This window comes from Legionella steigerwaltii (genome assembly GCF_001468065.1).
GTDB lineage: Bacteria > Pseudomonadota > Gammaproteobacteria > Legionellales > Legionellaceae > Legionella > Legionella steigerwaltii.
This window is the reverse complement of sequence record NZ_LNYZ01000014.1, coordinates 1-17788: the sequence shown is the minus strand read 5'-3', so window position 1 is coordinate 17788 and position 17788 is coordinate 1. Positions and strand designations below refer to the sequence as shown.

The following is a 17788-nucleotide window of genomic DNA, read 5'->3' as shown; positions in this document are numbered from 1 at the left end:
ATTCCAGATGATCCGGGCGGATTAATGCGAGAAAAATTCTTACGTGACCATTTACGAAGGGAACGTGGATGGTATCAATGAAAAAATTAATAATTATTGGTTTTTTTTATTTATTCAGTGCATTCGTTTATGCAGAAGTACAAGTGCAGGTCGATCCTTCGCAAATAAGTATTGATGATTCATTCAGATTAATTCTGACCCAAGATAATTTACAAAATGGGGGTATTCCTGATCTGACCCCATTACAGAAAGATTTTATGATTCTTGGCACTGAGCGCCGCATGAACTATTCAATTATCAATGGGCAAACCCAATCATCCAGCGAATGGACTGTCACATTAAAACCACAAAAAGAAGGTAAATTAACAATCCCTGCGATTAAGATTGGTAGAGAATATTCAAAACCGCTAACAATTGATGTAACTACAGGTACCACCTCACCTAACACACCCAGCGACACTTCTACTAGCTCCCAGAAAAATCAGGCACTTTATTTAACGACACAAGTTGATAAAAAAAATCCGTATGTAAACCAACAAATAATTTATAAAGTAACCTTATACAATTCAAAACATCTTTTAGATGCGGATTACCAAGCACCCCAAGTAGAAAATGCTTTACTTGTCCCCTTAGGTGAGAATAAACGCTCCCAGATCCAAAAAAATGGCGTGCCCTATCTTGTCGAAGAACAAAATTATGCCATTTTTCCACAAAAAAGTGGGCCTTTAAAAATTAAGTCTCCCGTGTTCACTGCATTGATCTATGACTTTAATCCTGAGCGAGTCCAAGCTAAGGATAAAACCATGAGTATCGATGTGCAACCAATACCTAAAGGGTATTCAAGTAAAATATGGTTGCCTGCCAAGGGAGTTAAATTATTCGAGCAATATGAAAACTCGGATCAAACCATAACTCAAGGTAATACGTTAATTCGTAACGTAATTATTGAGGGTGTAGGTGTTCCAGCACAGCTTTTACCCACACTCAATTTTGCAGATGCAGATGGGGTTAGCGTCTATCCAGAGAAAGGTAAAGATAAAAATCGGATCACTCAGGGAGAATTGATTGGCCGTACTGAGATTAAAGTAACTTATTTATTCAATAAAGCAGGAAAAACAACCATCCCGGAATTGAAACTTCCATGGTTCAATACAGAAACAGGAAAAGAAGAAATAGCCACCTTGCCTGCAAAAACGCTTGAAGTAACTCCCTCGAACACCGTACCTGCAGCAAGCACAAGCCAACCGGCTGTGAGCAAAAATCAAAATACCGTTAAACCCATCCAGACAAAGAGTGAATCTCCATCAACACAATTCAATTGGGCTTGGGCAGTTGCTGCACTTTTTGCTCTCGCTTGGCTGATTACCTTAATCCTCTGGGCTTGGCAAAGAGGTAATAAAAACACTGGAAAAGGTCGATACAAAACAGTATTAAACGAACTTCACAAATCCTGCACGCAGGGAAATCCCCAACGTGCACGTGATGCATTATTAAAATGGGCCAGCCTACACTGGCCAGATGCGCCCATATTGAATCTAACGGATTTAACGCGTCTTACTGCTGATGCATCGTTCAAAAAACAAGTACAGCTTTTGTCACAAATTTTGTACAAAAACAAAGAAAAAACCTTATGGCGTGGAGATGAATTGTGGCGTAGCATTCAACAAATAAAAAAGAATAATGCCGGTAAAAAAGAAAACAACAACGACCTTCCACCTATTAATCCTATTTGATATAGGACTATTTTGTAATCGTTCACGTAATGAGTCCTATCGTTGCTAAAAAGAAGTTCATTGCATTAAATTTTTTGGATTTTCCGAGTCTTGTTCTATTTCCTCATCGTCTTTATTTTTTTTAGATACCCTTTTTCCTGAAATAAAAGTTTGAGTTGAGTATTCCGTTTTTGTTTTTGGATCGTCCTCTATAGCGTTTTCTAATCGTTTCGCAACTTCAGGCATATCTTTTTTCGCTTTCTTGGCCGAACTCTCAGATTCTGATTCGGTCAGAGAATCTTTTTCTTTCAGCGCCTCACCTTCTTCCGTATCAGATTCAGATTTTCTTGTGACATAATTTACTATTTTATTTGCAAGAAACTTAAGCAAGGGATAGATGAGTCGTCCAACCGTGTAGGCAACCGCCAATGCAGCGGTTACTGCAATTATTCCAACCCCTACTGGAGGGACTATTAAACTGGCTACTGCACCAATTAGTATGAGAGAGGCAAAAGCGATACCTGCTGATTTATCTAAAACGGCAGTTGCACCCAACTTTTCCAATTTTTGTTCGCAATGTACTTGATTATTATGTAATTCTTGTAATGAATTTAATTGTTCTTTAATGTTCCTTCTTTCGCCTTCAATTTCAGCTTCCAGGGAATTATACTCCTCTATTTTTCCTTCCTCCTTCGCCTTTTTAGCATTTGCTTCTAATTTTTCTAAATAGTCGATTAATGCATTTAGTCGATTTTTTCCGACATTAATTTGTTCCTTTATCTCCGCCAACTGGTCTTCGATTTCATAACGTTTGTAATAAAGTTTGGCAAGAGTAATTATACTCAGGCCTAATGCAGCGATTGAGCTAACTAAGGCAATAATAGGAGCTGAAGGAGGGAAGGCCAAAGCAGTTATTGTAAGTCCTAAAATTACTGCAGCATATAAAAAACGGGCGTTACGCGATAAAGTGAAAGGTACTTTTTGATTGGTTATATAAGCACCAAAATAAATAATCGGGATCACTATAAAATCACTAATGCCCGTCAGTACTTTAATAATTTGAAACCCTTCTGATGCAGCAGCTGTAGCCTCATTTACAACGCCTTCAATCTCGACCAAGCGATTAATCGCACCCCCTGCCCCCGCTAGAGAATCAATCAATCCGCTTGCAAATGGAAGCATTCGTAATATGGATAAAGCAATCGACTTTTTGGGAGCTTTTATGCCTTTCATAGAGTTTAATTTTTTTCTTAAATGCTCTACCGAATCCGCTTCTAGATGTTCAAATGTTTCAATGTCAGTCTTGAAAAACATTACTTATCTCAATAAAAAATTTATCTATCTTTCATATTATAACAATTAATTATTATATAGAGATGAACAGGCAAAAAGCAGTTTAAATTCTACCATGGGTCAGTTGACCACTCGCAGGTGGCTAAGGTGAATTGTCAAAAACTCTATATAAACCCAGCTCAATAGTTACAGCAAACCTTTTCTTTTTTGGCTAAAAAAGCAGGCAAGTGCTCTTAATATTGGGACAATTAATAAAAAAGTGTATAATTCCTCTTTTTGTTTCACAAATATTGATCAGTCATGAATCTTGAAAAATTATATGATGTTATTGTAGTAGGCGGTGGGCATGCAGGCACAGAAGCTGCTCTGGCAGCAGCACGAATGGGTGCTCAGACATTATTACTGACTCATAACATGGATTTGCTCGGTCAAATGTCCTGTAATCCAGCCATAGGTGGCATAGGAAAAGGACATTTGGTCAAAGAAATAGATGCTTTAGACGGGGCTATGGCAAAAGCTGCGGATAGGGCAGGAATTCAATTTCGTACTCTTAATGCCTCTAAAGGGCCTGCGGTTCGTGCTACTCGTGCACAAGCCGATCGTGTACTCTATCGTCAAGCCATTAGAGAACAACTACAAACTCAAGAAAATCTGACTTTGTTTCAACAAGCAGTTGATGATTTACTGATTGAAGGCGGTCATGTAACCGCTGTTGTTACCCAAATGGGTCTTACCTTACGAGCTCGTGCTGTGGTATTGACTGTTGGTACCTTTTTAGGGGGAAAAATTCACGTAGGAATGAACCAATATGCTGGCGGTCGGGCAGGTGATCCACCTTCGATTGCTTTAGCAAAAAGCTTGCGTGATCTTGATCTACCAGTTGGCCGTTTAAAAACTGGCACACCACCACGAATTGATCGTCGATCTTTAGATTACAGCCAAATGACCGAACAACCAGGTGATACGCCCATCCCTGTTTTTTCTTATTTGGGACATGTTAGTGATCATCCACAACAAGTGGCGTGCCATATCACCCATACAACAGAAGCTACACACGACATCATTCGCAATAATCTACATAAATCACCGATGTATGCAGGAGTTATTGAAGGAGTAGGTCCACGCTATTGCCCCTCTATTGAAGATAAAATTGTTCGTTTTGCGGATAAATTATCGCATCAAATCTTTGTCGAGCCTGAAGGATTGACCACTGAAGAAATCTATCCTAATGGTATTTCTACAAGTCTTCCCTTTGAAGTTCAAGTACAATTTGTGCGCACGATTAAAGGTTTTGAGAATGCTCATATCACTCGTCCTGGATATGCTATTGAGTATGACTATTTTGACCCGCGTGGGTTAACTTCGTTTTTGCAAACTAAACCCATTCCCAATTTGTTTTTTGCAGGCCAAATCAATGGAACCACAGGCTACGAAGAGGCGGCTGCTCAAGGAATCATCGCAGGAATGAATGCCGCGCTACATGTTCAGGAAAAAGAACTTTGGTGTCCACGACGTGATGAAGCGTATATTGGTGTGTTGATCGATGATCTCATCACCTGCGGCACTCAAGAACCTTATCGAATGTTTACTTCCCGTGCCGAATATCGCCTACTTTTGCGCGAAGATAATGCGGATTTACGCTTAACTGCTCAAGGCAGAAAATTAGGTCTCGTAGGCGAGAAACGTTGGCAACATTTCTCTGCCAAAACTGAAGCAATAGAATCTACACAGGCGCTACTGCATAATACTTGGGTACGTGTAGGACATAATGAGCTTTTAAAAGATATTCTACACAACCCCATGCAACATGATAATAGAGCCTCAGAATTTCTTAAACGTCCTGAAATTAATTATCAGCATTTATTAATGCTCGATGATTTAAACTTACCTGAGTTATCAACTGAAGTCAGTGAACAAATAGAAATTCAAAATAAATATGCGGGCTATATCGAAAGACAACAACTTGATATAGAAAAAATGCGTAAACATGAAAACACGATGTTGCCCGAGTCGTTGGATTACAGTGAAGTGGTTGGATTATCGAATGAAGTGATTCAAAAACTCACAAAAATAAGACCTTCTACTTTAGCACAGGCTGGCCGTATTTCAGGAGTTACTCCTGCGGCCTTGTCCCTCCTTTTAGTCCATTTAAAAAAACAGCGAATTGAGGTATGAAGGAACAAATAGCAAGCATCCAATCACAACTTGAAGCGGGTTTGCAGCAATTTAATTTGCATGCGCTTACGCCAGCTTTATCGGATTATTTATTCTTACTTAATAAGTGGAATTTAGCTTATAATCTCACCGCAATTCGCGATCTTGAGTCTATGGTTGGTAAGCATATCTTGGATAGCCTGGCTATTTTGCCCTGGCTTAAAGGTGATCAAATTATTGATGTAGGAACCGGTGCAGGGTTACCGGGTATTCCTCTTGCTTTGGCCAGACCTGAATTTAATTTTGTTTTATTAGACTCAAACGGTAAAAAAACTCGTTTTTTGCATGAAGCAAAACGTCAGCTCGATTTAAAAAATATTGAAATTGTACAATTTAGAGTCGAAAACTACCACCCAACCCAAGGTTTTGATACAGTATTAAGTCGCGCTTTTAGTAGCCTTGAACAAATGATTCAGTGGACGCAACATTTAATAGCTGATGAAGGAATCTGGCTAGCAATGAAAGGGCGTTATCCTGATACAGAATTGAATGAAATAAAGCAAAACTGCACGGTGAAACATTATACTGTCGCAGGGGTTGAAGGCGAGCGCTGTTGCGTCATTATTGAAAATCAACCTAAGAAGAGTGGTGACAACTAGGGCTTACATTTCGCTATCTTGAGCCAAAATTGCCTAATTTTCGAGCACCGAGACGCAGCATACACGCAGTATGTGAGTATCGGAGCACAGAAAATTAGGCAATTTTGGCCAAGATAGTAGAAAGGTAAGCTCTAGTTCACTGCTTTTTCTGGTTTAACCAAGGAATAAATCATGGCAAAAGTCATAGCCATTGCCAACCAAAAAGGTGGAGTAGGCAAAACCACTACAGCAATTAATTTAGCTGCTTCTTTAGCGGCAAATCGACAACGGGTTTTACTGATTGATCTGGACCCACAAGGTAACGCAACTATGGGAAGTGGCGTTGATAAAAGTCAATTGGTACATACAACCAATGATGTCTTATTACATGATTGTCTTGCAGAACAGGCATGTCTTACCACAACATGTGGCTATGATTTAATTCCCGGTAATGATGATTTAACCGTTGCGGAAGTGAGTCTTATGGAACGCAATCATCGTGAAACGTTCTTATATAAAGCATTGCAACCGATTCAAAATAATTATGATTTTGTCTTGATCGATTGCCCACCCGCGCTGAATACTCTAACAATCAATGCTTTTGTAGCTGCTGACTCTGTTCTTATTCCTATGCAATGCGAATACTATGCTCTAGAGGGCTTAGCCGCATTGCTTTCGACGATTGAACAGGTTAAAGCCTCGGTAAATCCTCGTTTGCACCTTGAGGGTGTGCTACGAACCATGTACGATGCACGTAATCGATTATGCTCCGAGGTATCGAAACAACTTATAGAACACTTTCCAACTAAGGTCTATAGAACCGTAGTACCGCGTAATGTCAGACTTGCTGAAGCACCAAGCCATGGGTTGCCGGCCTTACAATATGATAAAACATCACCTGGCGCAGCAGCTTACATGGTCCTTGCTTCTGAGTTAATTAATAAACAGACTATCGTAGGATAAATGGGGTAATTTATGACAGTAAAACGTAGTAGTTTAGGACGTAATTTATCCGCTTTATTAAGTCAATCGAATAGCATTCTTTTAAATGAGAAGCCGCAAGGTGAAATCCTGAAGCTGGCTGTCGATTGTTTGCAACCTGGAAAATACCAACCCCGTGGAGAAATGGAAGAGGCTCCGCTCATGGAGCTTGCTCAATCAATTAAAAAGCAGGGTTTATTACAGCCACTTTTAGTTCGCGAACTAAGTAGTGGACGCTATGAAATTATTGCCGGTGAGCGCCGCTGGCGTGCCAGCCAATTAGCAGGCCTTACCGAAGTTCCAGTCATTTTAAAGCAAGTTGATGATGAAACCGCTATGGCCATGGCTTTGGTTGAAAACCTGCAACGTGAAGATCTCAATGCAATGGATCAAGCTCGTGCGATGCATAGACTCACACATGAGTTTTCTTTAACTCATCAGCAAGTTGCCGATCTTTTATGTAAATCCAGAACTGCAGTCAGTAATTACTTGCGATTATTAGCCCTATCAGCCGGCGTTAAAAAACTTTTGGAGCATGGTGATCTCGATATGGGACACGCGCGTGCCTTGTTGATATTAGATGAAGAGCAACAAAATCAAGTAGCTCAACTTATTGTTGCAAAAAATTTATCTGTACGTGAAACAGAAAAATTGGTTGATCGCATCAAATCGGGAAAGGTGAAGGAACAACAACCACATATGGACCTTTCCCACAGATATGACGATCAGCTAAACAATTTATCGCACCATTTGCAAACGTCAATTAAGCTTAAACCTGGCAAAGCTGGAAAGGGTTCATTAGTTATTCACTATGACAATGAACAATGCTTGCAAATTATTCTTAATCAATTGAATCGTGCGCATCAATGATATTTCATTACTCTAAGCAGAGCTGTGACCTAGATACTAGGTTATTGCGCTGCTCGTTTCAGCCGTGTGAAAATGAGCATATAAGCTATGCAATTTAGGTTCTGAGCTTCTGGGGCACAACCACCAAAAGTGCTAACGCTACAACAGTTATATTCAGTGCTAACATTTTTCGGCTACAACAAAATACCTATGCCAATGCTTAATGAAACCCATGGCATCAGCCCCATCACTTTCTTCTTCCTCAAGCAATTCAATTTTAAACGGGACAAATAAATTATATAAGTCATTCGTACTAAGGAACGTCATATCCGATCTTTTATAACAATTCCAACCATCATTTATTCCAAAAAATATCCCTGCAAATATACCGCCCGGAGGCAGTGCTTCTAAAATTAATTTCCAAAATTTATAAAAATTATCCGAGCTTAAAAAGGGAAGGCTGTAACTTGCATTAATGAGTTGAGATGTCGGTAAAGAAGTTAGTGACTCAAATGAAGCTACCTTTGTCTTTAATCTATTTTGTAACGATTGAGGGCAGGAAGAAATTAAAGTTGATATTGCTTCCGCTTGCGAATCTATTGCTAACACTGACCAATTATTCTTTAAAAGCTCAATAGAATCAGCCCCGGCACCACATCCAACATCAATCGCTAATTGAGCACAGTTAAACTTATTCCTGCAATTAAAAATTTCAATTGCTTTCAATAAAGTTTTTCTTGGGAGAGTGTTTTGTTTTGTAATTTTATAATAGTTACTCCAATTCTTATTATCCATATGGTTTTCTCCAAATTAGTTACTAATTGGTAACTAATTGACTCGTTAGTATCTCTTTTATATTCTCGATAGTGATTTTATTTCAATTAAGGAAAATTATCATGAAGGAAAAAATTATCAAAAAAATTGTTCAAGAGAAAGTATTAAATAGAAGCAAAGGATGGTGCGGACCGGGTACATGTGTTGGATAATTATAATCAAACATGCATCATATCTATCATTTGTTATGATGCATGAACATTATGGAGTTAAATTATGTACTTACCTGATTTAAATCAATTAGTGCATTATAAAAATGATAAGATTATTTCTCGATATGATAAGGATTATCCTAGTGCCACAATGCAAGCAGAAGACGCTTTAGAGGAATTAATGAAATTTATTTGGCTCTGTATGAAGCAGAAGTCAGAAAAGTACAGCAATCCTGGCAATGACTTCCTGAACTTTTCGTGCGTCATTCACCCTGAAATGGTTGATATTGATAATATGTGGCATACTTTTCTTTTGTTTACAAAAGATTATCATGCGTTTTGTAGTGAGTATCTTGGTGGTATTTTCTTTCACCACGAACCCATAATAAACGAAAATGACCACGTGTCCGATGAAAACTACGAGCAGGAATTAACTCTATATTTATCCTATATCTATGATAACCTAGGGGAAGACACGCTGAGAAAGTGGTTTGGGCATTAATTATAAATTATACGTTGCTACAAATTTATTCTCAGCGAACATTATTGTAGTCATATTTTTCTCCGTCCATGCGGTAAGTGAACTGAGAATAACACCTAACTCACCACCCAATGGCGTTAATGAGTACTCCACTTTCATGGGTAATACCGGAAATGATTGCCTCACTATAAATCCTAGACGTTCTAATTTAATTAATGTTTGGGTCAGCATTTTAGGGGAAATTCCTCCAATTTCTCGTTTTAACTCCCCAAATCGATACGTTTTATTTAATAATATAGTAATTATTAAAATTGACCATTTGTCACTGATTTTTTCTAGTACATTACGTGATGGGCATAGTTCTTGATATACAGAAAATTTTTTTTTAGGCATGTTAAATATTGGTAAATATTTAAAATAATCTGATAATTATATAGTTTTAAGAAGTGTTTTACACCAACCCTTCATACTTCATCGATGTAAATTAATAAAAGAAGTTTATAGTAAGCTACACTTATAGTTATAAGCTGGTTATATTGCTAGGAGACTGCAATGTTAATACAGCCAGTGCAACCTGTTTACGTTCTAATGAAAATTGGCGAAGATGAATTTGTAGGTCAACTACTTAGTTTATCTGAAGAGAAATTAGAACTGAAATGTGACGAGTATATTGAAAAAGACATTGAGGTTTCCTTTTTTGCAAAGCACTTTCGTGGTCAAGCAATTATCGAGGAAATCAAATTTGCTCATTCGTTTTTTACCTATCAATTAACGATACAAGAAATCCAATTCCAACCTGGGTTGTTGATTAATACTAGGCTATGAATTTTTAGTATTATATCTTAATTAATAAAAAGATATTTAGTAGCCTAGATGTTGCGCAACAGACCCCGGAGATCTCCCATCGTAACACAGCGCTAGCTCATGGAGATCCCTCGCTACACTCGGGATGACAAATCTCAGTGAACATTTACTATTTCGTAGCCTGGGTGCAGCGAAGCGGAACCCGGGGAATTAGTAAAAGAAAACATCCCGGGTTCCGCTTCGCTGCACTCAGGCTACATTTAATCTCGACTTTTTATAACCAGTAAACAAATACAAACAAAAACAACCAGACCACGTCCACAAAGTGCCAATACCAGGCAACACCTTCGAATCCAAAATGACGCTCTGGTGTAAAATGACCTAGCTTACAACGAACCGCGATAACAATCAGCATGATTGTACCAATGGTTACGTGTAGGCCGTGAAATCCAGTTAGCATAAAAAAGGTCGTTCCATAAATACCCGCAGATAGTGTCAAATTCATCTTCGTATAAGCTTCATGATATTCATAGCTTTGCAATACCAAAAACGATATACCGAGTGCAATGGTTAAAACCATCCCGATAAGAACTTGCTTGTGCTTTTCTAATTTTAAAGCCCAATGTGCCCAAGTAATAGTAACCCCAGAAGTTAATAAAATAAGCGTGTTCACCGCAGCTAATCCCCAAGCTCCCATTGCTTCATCAGCTCCAGCAAATACTTTGTTACTCGGGTTATCTAATAAAGGCCAAGTCGAATTAAAATCTGGCCATAAAGTAAAGTGAGTGATGGGATGTACATCGCCACCTAAAAGAGGGACAACCCAAAATCGGGTATAAAACAGGGCACCAAAAAATGCTCCGAAAAAGCAAACTTCAGAAAAAATAAACCAACACATACCCCAACGAAACGATCGATCAACCTGTAAGTCATAAACTCCTTTTGAGTTCTCGTAAACTACTTGGCCAAACCAACCAAACAGCATGAAAATCATAATTCCCATGCCAATAGTGAAAATGTAGGGCCCATACCAATCATGGTGAAGCCAAGATGCTGCGCCCACAAGCGTAGTAGTCAGCCCACATGATGCAACCAAAGGCCAATGGCTTGGCTTAGGGATATAATAAGTACCATGTGCTCCCATTATATTTTTATCTCCTGTATCAATAATCTATTTTAAATGCTCTCTCTATAGATGGGAGAGTCTAAACCACTCAAATTGCCAATTCTGACACATTGATTTTTTGCATGATAATCGTGTGAACTTTGTCAAATCACACAACTAAAACTTACAAACTTGCATTAACCCTTGTCTGTTACATCAAATAAAGTATAGGACAATGTAATTGTATGCACTTTCTCGGGTAAATCAGCATCCAAATGAAATAGTAAAGGCATGTTCATCGCCTCATGTCCATTTAATGTTTGTCGCGTAAAACAAAAACATTCTGTTTTTTTCAAATACTTTGCAGCAATACCTGGAGTAACACTGGGTACTGCTTGCACTGTCATTGGATGGTCCGTTTTATTTTCAGCATAAAATGCAAGTTTTGCTATTTCGCCAGGATGTACCTTTATTTTTCGAGTTTTAGGATAAAATGCCCAAGGTACACCGCTATTGTTTGTAGCAACAAACTCAACTGTTATTTCTCTTTTTTTGTCAACTTTAGCCTTAGTTATATCGTAAGCGACTGCCTCAGGATTTGTTTTACCATTAATACCCAGTGATTTACACAAACTGTTATAAATGGGCACTAATGCAAAGCCGAAGGCAAACATTCCCAGCACAAGGCCGGATAAAATAACAATTAACCTGCGATGCCCTTTTTGTTTTTTCATACAACTAACCTACAAATCCAACTTAGGTGGAGTAGTAAATGTGTGATATGGAGGAGGAGAGGGTAATGTCCATTCTAAACCATATGCACCTTCCCATGCTCTTCCAGCCGCAATATCTTTTTTAGTGCCTTTCTTTCTAACAGTAGCAATCACATTATATAAAAATAGAAGTTGTGTAAAACCAAAAATAAAGGCGCCGATCGAGGAGACCATATTAAAATTGGCGAACTGTAGCGCATAATCCGGGATCCTTCTTGGCATACCTGCTAATCCTAAGAAGTGCATAGGGAAGAAAGCCACATTCACAGAAATTACAGATAACCAAAAATGCCATTTACCTAAGCATTCGTTATACATATGTCCTGTCCACTTGGGCAACCAATAATACGTAGCAGAGAATAAAGCAAAAATTACGCCCGGAACCAATACATAATGGAAATGCGCGACTACGAAGTAGCTGTCTTGATACTGGAAGTCTGCAGGTACCAATGCCAACATCAGACCGGTAAACCCTCCTATGGTAAATAGAAAGACAAAAGCTAACGCAAACAACATTGGCGTTTCAAAGGACAAAGATCCTCTGAACATCGTACTTACCCAGTTAAATACTTTAATCCCAGTGGGGACTGCAATAAGCATCGTGGTATACATAAAGAATAATTCTGCACCCAATGGTATACCTGTTGTAAACATATGGTGCGCCCAAACAATAAATGACAATACGGCAATACTGACTGTCGCATACACCATAAAATAGTAGCCAAACAAAGGCTTACGACTAAAGGTAGGAATAACTTCGGATATAACTCCGAAAGCAGGTAATACAAGAACATAAACTTCGGGATGTCCGAAAAACCAGAATACATGCTGGAAAAGTATGGGATCACCGCCACCTGCTGCATCAAAGAAGCTGGTACCAAAATGGCGGTCAGCCAACATCATGGTTACTGCTCCAGCCAATACAGGCATAATGGCAATCAATAAAAAGGCGGTGATTAACCAAGTCCATGCAAACATTGGCATTTTCATCAAAGTCATGCCGGGTGCACGTAAATTTAATATGGTCGCAATGATATTAATTGAGCCCATAATGGATGAAATACCCATCATGTGTATCGAAAAAATCATAAAATCGGTACTTGGCGGTGCGTATTTGGTAGACAGAGGTGCATACATTGTCCAACCAAAATTAGGCCCCCCACCAGCATGAAAGGTTGTTGAGAGTAATAATGAAAAAGCAAAAGGTAAAATCCAGAAACTCCAGTTATTTAAACGGGGTAAAGCCATATCTGGAGCACCGATCATCATTGGAATTTGCCAGTTGGCCATTCCAGTAAATGCCGGCATTACTACACCAAATAACATGATTAATCCATGAAGTGTTGTCATTTGGTTAAAGAAATTGGGATCAACAAAACGATGACCCGGCTGAAATAACTCTGCCCGAATAATTAAGGCCATGGCACCAGCTAAAAAGAAACTGAACATTGCAAGCCACAAATAAAGTGTACCTATGTCTTTGTGGTTTGTAGTAAATAACCAGCGTTTTATAAATCCTAAGACGCCCTTGCCTTGTTCAGGACCATGATCGTCATGTTTTTCATCGTGTGCTAATGTATAACTACTCATTGCAAACCTCCAGCTTGAACTTTATTAACCATGGTTGGTTGTTGATTAGCTTTCTGACGTTGTGTCGCAACTTCTGCTGCTTGGACAACATCATTAGTATTATTCTCCCAGGCATTGCGCTCATAAGTCGCAATAGCAGCGATTTCTTCATCGGTCAGTTGATCTTTATAAGGCTGCATCGCTGAGCCAGGAATACCATTAAGTATTGTATCTATATGTCGTGAAATAGGATTGCCCGTTGCAACCGAACTTCCTCTGAGTGCAGGATACATTGGTGGTATACCTTTTCCGTCGGGTCTATGACATGGAGAACAAAATTGCTCATATCTTTGTTTTCCTAGAGCGAGTAATTCATCTCGTGTCATTGTTTTCTGTGCTGCTTCATTCGCTTCTTCTTTATTGTATTGGTCTTGTGATTTGGTTTGTGCTGCAACCCATTTATCAAAATCTTCCTGGCTTACCGCTTCGACAACTATAGGCATAAATCCATGGTTGACACCACAAAGTTCAGCACATTGCCCTCTATATGTTCCTGGTTTTTGTATCGTTGCCCATGCTTCATACATGAAACCTGGTATCGCATCGCGTTTAATACCCAATTCAGGAACCCACCATGAATGGACCACATCATTTGAGGTAACCAAAAAGCGGATTTTCTTATTCACCGGTAAAACCATTGGTTTATCTACTTCCAGTAAGTACCACTCATTCTTTGCCTCCTTATTTTGAATCTGGGCAAAAGGCGTAGATAAGGTGCTAAAAAAGCTTATTCCCTGATCAAGATATTCATACTGCCATCGCCATTGATAACCAACTATTTTTACAGTTACTTCTGATTGCCTTGTATCATCCATGCGGATTAAAACTCGGGTAGCTGGTACTGCAAGTCCAACGAGAATCAAGAAAGGAATAATCGACCAAACAATTTCTAATCGAGGATTATCATGAAAAGTCGCAGCCTTATAGCCTTTGGATTTTCTATGGTGGATCATGGAATAGATCATCACACCGAATACAACAACCCCGATAATGGCACATACTGCCATACAAACCATATGTAAGTAGTACGCGTCTCTACTGATAGGGGTTACCCCTTCATACATATTTAACTGCCAGAAATCCGCAGCAGCGAATATTGGTTGGCTCGCAACCCAGGCACCAAGCATTGTTAATAATCTACAGATCTTTAACCTGTTTAACATCCCCATTCCTCGCCTTGTCAATAGCTAGATTCATCCAGCTTCAATTTAGTTTTTATAAATTTTCAATTGGCCCCCTCTTTTCGCGAGGGGACTGTTCAATCAATGCCACACTACCACAACGTGTAGTTTCCTTCAGTTTTCGATTTACTGACCATGTACTTAATTGCCTCAATTACTTCATTCGTAGTACATTGCTTACAGCCCCCGTTTTTCGGATGACCTTTTCCGTTCACGGTATTCTCAATCAGTACGTCCATATTTTTTGTAATCAAGGGTTTCCACGCCTCTTTATCGCCAATTTTAGGCGCGCCATCTTTCCCTTCATTATGACAAGCCGCACAATTTTCGTTATAAACGGCTTCTCCATTTGCAGGATATTTTGCTGCACCGCCTGACTTAAGATTTTCTAACTCAGTACGAGTTAATGACTCATTTAATAGGTAATCAACAGCAGAAATAATGTCGTTATCGGAACAAGTCACACAAGCCCCTTTTACCGGCATTGAGTTAAATCCATTAATCGCATGGTGATATAATCCGGTTAAACCACTTGATTTTAATCGCTCATACCACCCTGGAGCATTACCCATTAAAGGCGCACCCATCACGCCATCTTGGTGGCAAATAACACAAGCTGTGAAATAAACTTGCTTTCCACGGTCGAGTGAAGGACGCTCATTTGAAGCGGGTAACCCTAAAGGCTCTTCACTTACCACTGTTTTAAGGTATGTAGCAACAGCCATCCTATCCGCATCAGTTAAATACATCATGCTGTTATGATTTACTTCTGACATAGGACCAGCTACTGGACCCGCATTGTTAATCAGTTTATCGTATTTAAACACATCAGCAACTTGTTCATGCGTTGCGGTTTCTAATCCATACTTAGTAATGTTTGGTGCCCAATAACCGTTGATAAATCCACCCGTTAGATAATATTTATTCTTTGGTGCACCGAATGGATTTAAAGGTGTATGGCACATACTGCAATGGCCTAAACCATCGACAATGTATTTTCCACGATTCCATTCAGGGGATCTGCCTTTTTCATATTGAAATCCATGTCCTTCAGGGAAGAAAAATAGTAGGTTCCACCCCCAAAGCGTAAAACGAGCGCCTGGGACATTAAACGGAAAAGGTAATGATTTGTTCTGCAAATTAACTGGAGGCAAGCTCATAAAATATGCATATAGAGCACGTGCATCGTCATCGGATATTTTAGAAAAATAAATATAAGGGAATACTGGGAAATAGTTTCTACCTTTAGGATCACGGCCTTCTTTTAGCGCGCGGATAAAATCTTTCTCTGTCCAGTTACCAATCCCAGTTTCTTTATCTGGGGTAATATTAGGGCTATAAAACGTCCCGAAAGGAGTTTCGATAGGCAATCCACCTGCATAAGCGGGTGTACCTGCTTTAACATTGGTATGACAAGAAATACAATCCCCTATTTTTGATAAATATTCTCCACGCTGAATTAAACTTTGTTGCTCGCCTGTAGCTGGAGCAGTAGGTGGATAAACAGGATAATATCCGTCATGGATTTGTAATTGCTGTTGAGCAGGTGCAGCATTTTCTGCATGTAATAATTGACCTGCCATGCCCAACACTGTCAAAGTTGCAGTGACAATTAGCTTTCTTAGTAACAAAGAGCCCACGCCCCCTCCTATTTGTTCTTATTTTGTACGCTTCTCTTGCGGAGACAGAATAATCGACGCATTTTATACTCCACAAGACATAAGTTGCAATGTTATAATCGCTATCTTTGATTATTTTTATATTATTGCGATTATGTTTGTTTATCTTGATGGTTTGCTTTTAGGTTTATCCTTAATTATTGCTCTAGGGCCGCAAAACGTCTTTTTGATTAAACAAGGCGCACAAAAAAATCATGCTGTTCTTTCTGCTACCATATGTTTTATCTGTGATCTCATCTTAATTTGTTCTAGTATTGCAGGTTTACATGAATTACTCCTGGTTCGCCCCGTTCTACAAATCTGGATGATGCTGCTAGGTACAGGATTTTTGCTTTTTTACTCGGCAAAAGCGTTAACTAATGCTTTTTCAAAACCAGTAAAAAGCACCGACAGTATGCACCAACCACGAAACAGGACCCAAATCATTCTCCTGGCCTTAGGATTTAGCATCCTTAACCCACATGCTATTATTGATTCTCTAGTCATTATTGGCGGAGGCAGCAGCGGATATCCTGATCAAGAACATATTTTTTTATTAGGCGTACTCACCTCAAGTTTTATTTGGTTCAGCTCATTAACATTTACCGCGCGATATTTTTCAGATGTTTTAACTAAAGCAAATGTGTGGAAAGGAATTGAGTTACTTAGTGGCCTATTAATGGCCTTGATAGGGATTAAACTCGGTGCGGATTGTTTAGGCTTAATTTCAGAGATGATTGGAAAATCGATTTAATAGAAAGGGCCAATCAGTGTGTCGCCAATTGACCCAGTGGAATGACACATAGCAAGTCCAACCTCGCAGCGTGAATATCTCATAACCACTTATACATGTCAACCAGCGAGTGGGCGTTGCAAAACCCATTTCTATTGTTGTTCCAACTCACTTCAGTTAGACTCAAGCTTTCATAAATATGAGCAATACATGTTTTACGGCGATACCATCCAAGATACACGACAGATGTTTTTTTCCAGCTGGGAAAAATACCAGCATAAAAAGCTGTTATCACCTTTAGAAAATGAAATAGTTCAAGTGATATTAGTTCATCCTGAATACCACAAGATGCTGGAAAATCAGGAGAAATTTCAGCAACAATCTTATTTTCCGGAGTCAGGAGAGCCCAATCCATTCCTGCATATGGGGCTTCATCTTGCAATTAGAGAGCAGATAGCAACTGATCGCCCTAGCGGTATTCAAGTAATCTATAAGAATTTAATCCAAAAATATAATGACTCTTTAACAGTGGAACATTTAATGATGGAACAATTAGCCGAGTGCATGTGGCTCGCGCAAAAAAATAATGTACCTCCTGACGAAGGTCATTACCTACACGCATTAGCTAGTCTTTGAATAATGAAGTGAACATACCCTCACCCCTACCCCTCTCCCATAAGTGGGAGAGGGGATAATATTAAATCCCTTCTCCGCCTGGAAGTATACATATTGTGCAACCGGTTTGATAGGTAACATTTCAAACCGGGCTGATAGGTAACAGATTTAAGATGCTAGGGTCTAAAAATTTTAT

17 protein-coding genes are annotated in these 17788 nt (G+C 39.1%); 9 read left to right on the top strand and 8 right to left on the bottom strand.

All coding sequences use genetic code 11. The features are described 5' to 3' along the window. Window positions 1-77: 77 nt before the first annotated feature. A complete protein-coding gene (locus tag Lstg_RS10895; protein ID WP_058477789.1) occupies window positions 78-1733 on the top strand; it encodes a BatD family protein in 1656 nt (551 codons plus the stop codon). Between the two features lie 57 nt (window positions 1734-1790). Here the strand turns inward: Lstg_RS10895 and Lstg_RS10890 are convergent, their stop codons facing one another. Beyond that, window positions 1791-3026 carry a hypothetical protein gene (locus tag Lstg_RS10890; protein ID WP_058477710.1) on the bottom strand — a complete coding sequence of 412 codons (1236 nt, stop codon included), beginning with the start codon at window positions 3024-3026 and terminating at the stop codon, window positions 1791-1793. A 279-nt stretch (window positions 3027-3305) separates the two neighbouring features. On the opposite strand from Lstg_RS10890, the gene mnmG reads away from it, so the two are divergent. The 4 genes from mnmG (at window position 3306) to Lstg_RS10870 (ending at window position 7648) form a co-directional block, all read left to right on the top strand. Next, window positions 3306-5180 carry a tRNA uridine-5-carboxymethylaminomethyl(34) synthesis enzyme MnmG gene (mnmG, locus tag Lstg_RS10885; RefSeq protein WP_058477709.1) on the top strand — a complete coding sequence of 625 codons (1875 nt, stop codon included), beginning with the start codon at window positions 3306-3308 and terminating at the stop codon, window positions 5178-5180. Then, window positions 5177-5818 carry a 16S rRNA (guanine(527)-N(7))-methyltransferase RsmG gene (rsmG, locus tag Lstg_RS10880; protein WP_058477708.1) on the top strand — a complete coding sequence of 214 codons (642 nt, stop codon included), beginning with the start codon at window positions 5177-5179 and terminating at the stop codon, window positions 5816-5818. The genes mnmG and rsmG overlap by 4 nt, the downstream gene beginning before the upstream one ends. Before the next feature lie 171 nt (window positions 5819-5989). Continuing rightward, window positions 5990-6760 carry a ParA family protein gene (locus Lstg_RS10875; protein ID WP_058477707.1) on the top strand — a complete coding sequence of 257 codons (771 nt, stop codon included), beginning with the start codon at window positions 5990-5992 and terminating at the stop codon, window positions 6758-6760. 12 nt (window positions 6761-6772) lie between these two features. Then, on the top strand, window positions 6773-7648 hold the full coding sequence (locus tag Lstg_RS10870) for a ParB/RepB/Spo0J family partition protein (RefSeq protein ID WP_058477706.1): 876 nt from the start codon (window positions 6773-6775) through the stop codon (window positions 7646-7648). Between the two features lie 159 nt (window positions 7649-7807). Here the strand turns inward: Lstg_RS10870 and Lstg_RS10865 are convergent, their stop codons facing one another. Continuing rightward, window positions 7808-8422 (bottom strand): class I SAM-dependent methyltransferase, encoded by a 615-nt coding sequence (locus Lstg_RS10865; RefSeq protein WP_058477705.1) that lies wholly within the window; start codon window positions 8420-8422, stop codon window positions 7808-7810. A gap of 255 nt (window positions 8423-8677) precedes the next feature. On the opposite strand from Lstg_RS10865, the gene Lstg_RS10860 reads away from it, so the two are divergent. Next, a complete protein-coding gene (locus Lstg_RS10860) occupies window positions 8678-9115 on the top strand; it encodes a glycine-rich domain-containing protein (RefSeq protein ID WP_058477704.1) in 438 nt (145 codons plus the stop codon). Here Lstg_RS10860 and Lstg_RS10855 read toward each other — a convergent pair whose 3' ends face one another. Further along, the gene (locus Lstg_RS10855; RefSeq protein WP_058477703.1) at window positions 9116-9487 is read right to left on the bottom strand and encodes a winged helix-turn-helix transcriptional regulator; all 372 of its coding nucleotides are present in this window, start codon (window positions 9485-9487) and stop codon (window positions 9116-9118) included. It lies immediately after the preceding gene. A gap of 159 nt (window positions 9488-9646) precedes the next feature. On the opposite strand from Lstg_RS10855, the gene Lstg_RS10850 reads away from it, so the two are divergent. Continuing rightward, the gene (locus Lstg_RS10850) at window positions 9647-9919 is read left to right on the top strand and encodes a hypothetical protein (protein ID WP_058477702.1); all 273 of its coding nucleotides are present in this window, start codon (window positions 9647-9649) and stop codon (window positions 9917-9919) included. Window positions 9920-10172: 253 nt separating this feature from the next. Here the strand turns inward: Lstg_RS10850 and Lstg_RS10845 are convergent, their stop codons facing one another. The 5 genes from Lstg_RS10845 to Lstg_RS10825 all read right to left on the bottom strand — a co-directional run bounded on the left by Lstg_RS10845 (window position 10173) and on the right by Lstg_RS10825 (window position 16169). After that, entirely contained in the window at window positions 10173-11042 is an 870-nt protein-coding gene (locus tag Lstg_RS10845) for a cytochrome c oxidase subunit 3 (protein ID WP_058477701.1), read from the bottom strand. Between the two features lie 158 nt (window positions 11043-11200). After that, window positions 11201-11737: a cytochrome c oxidase assembly protein gene (locus Lstg_RS10840; RefSeq protein ID WP_058477700.1), complete on the bottom strand. Its 537-nt coding sequence runs from the start codon at window positions 11735-11737 to the stop codon at window positions 11201-11203. 9 nt (window positions 11738-11746) lie between these two features. Next, a complete protein-coding gene (gene ctaD / locus Lstg_RS10835; protein WP_058477699.1) occupies window positions 11747-13366 on the bottom strand; it encodes a cytochrome c oxidase subunit I in 1620 nt (539 codons plus the stop codon). Then, a complete protein-coding gene (gene coxB, locus Lstg_RS10830; RefSeq protein ID WP_058477698.1) occupies window positions 13363-14568 on the bottom strand; it encodes a cytochrome c oxidase subunit II in 1206 nt (401 codons plus the stop codon). Before coxB ends, ctaD begins: the two co-directional genes overlap by 4 nt. 110 nt (window positions 14569-14678) lie before the next feature. Beyond that, window positions 14679-16169 (bottom strand): c-type cytochrome, encoded by a 1491-nt coding sequence (locus Lstg_RS10825; protein WP_415583210.1) that lies wholly within the window; start codon window positions 16167-16169, stop codon window positions 14679-14681. A gap of 190 nt (window positions 16170-16359) precedes the next feature. On the opposite strand from Lstg_RS10825, the gene Lstg_RS10820 reads away from it, so the two are divergent. Together Lstg_RS10820 and Lstg_RS10815 are read left to right on the top strand one after the other, a co-directional pair. Then, complete coding sequence (locus tag Lstg_RS10820) at window positions 16360-16998, top strand: LysE/ArgO family amino acid transporter (protein WP_058477696.1); 639 nt, start codon at window positions 16360-16362, stop codon at window positions 16996-16998. 189 nt (window positions 16999-17187) lie between these two features. Next, window positions 17188-17613: a DUF1841 family protein gene (locus Lstg_RS10815; protein WP_058477695.1), complete on the top strand. Its 426-nt coding sequence runs from the start codon at window positions 17188-17190 to the stop codon at window positions 17611-17613. Window positions 17614-17788 lie beyond the last annotated feature (175 nt).

Bases quoted from the DNA above. Each gene is read 5' to 3' on its own strand.
- Lstg_RS10895 (WP_058477789.1), top strand. From the start codon at position 78: ATGAAAAAATTAATAATTATTGGTTTTTTTTATTTATTCAGTGCATTC.
- Lstg_RS10855 (WP_058477703.1), bottom strand. From the start codon at position 9,487: ATGCCTAAAAAAAAATTTTCTGTATATCAAGAACTATGCCCATCACGT.
- rsmG (WP_058477708.1), top strand. From the start codon at position 5,177: ATGAAGGAACAAATAGCAAGCATCCAATCACAACTTGAAGCGGGTTTG.
- Lstg_RS10850 (WP_058477702.1), top strand. From the start codon at position 9,647: ATGTTAATACAGCCAGTGCAACCTGTTTACGTTCTAATGAAAATTGGC.
- ctaD (WP_058477699.1), bottom strand. From the start codon at position 13,366: ATGAGTAGTTATACATTAGCACACGATGAAAAACATGACGATCATGGT.
- Lstg_RS10815 (WP_058477695.1), top strand. From the start codon at position 17,188: ATGTTTTACGGCGATACCATCCAAGATACACGACAGATGTTTTTTTCC.
- Lstg_RS10865 (WP_058477705.1), bottom strand. From the start codon at position 8,422: ATGGATAATAAGAATTGGAGTAACTATTATAAAATTACAAAACAAAAC.
- Lstg_RS10890 (WP_058477710.1), bottom strand. From the start codon at position 3,026: ATGTTTTTCAAGACTGACATTGAAACATTTGAACATCTAGAAGCGGAT.
- Lstg_RS10875 (WP_058477707.1), top strand. From the start codon at position 5,990: ATGGCAAAAGTCATAGCCATTGCCAACCAAAAAGGTGGAGTAGGCAAA.
- Lstg_RS10825 (WP_415583210.1), bottom strand. From the start codon at position 16,169: ATGGCAGGTCAATTATTACATGCAGAAAATGCTGCACCTGCTCAACAG.
- Lstg_RS10860 (WP_058477704.1), top strand. From the start codon at position 8,678: ATGTACTTACCTGATTTAAATCAATTAGTGCATTATAAAAATGATAAG.
- Lstg_RS10845 (WP_058477701.1), bottom strand. From the start codon at position 11,042: ATGGGAGCACATGGTACTTATTATATCCCTAAGCCAAGCCATTGGCCT.
- mnmG (WP_058477709.1), top strand. From the start codon at position 3,306: ATGAATCTTGAAAAATTATATGATGTTATTGTAGTAGGCGGTGGGCAT.
- Lstg_RS10870 (WP_058477706.1), top strand. From the start codon at position 6,773: ATGACAGTAAAACGTAGTAGTTTAGGACGTAATTTATCCGCTTTATTA.
- coxB (WP_058477698.1), bottom strand. From the start codon at position 14,568: ATGTTAAACAGGTTAAAGATCTGTAGATTATTAACAATGCTTGGTGCC.
- Lstg_RS10820 (WP_058477696.1), top strand. From the start codon at position 16,360: ATGTTTGTTTATCTTGATGGTTTGCTTTTAGGTTTATCCTTAATTATT.
- Lstg_RS10840 (WP_058477700.1), bottom strand. From the start codon at position 11,737: ATGAAAAAACAAAAAGGGCATCGCAGGTTAATTGTTATTTTATCCGGC.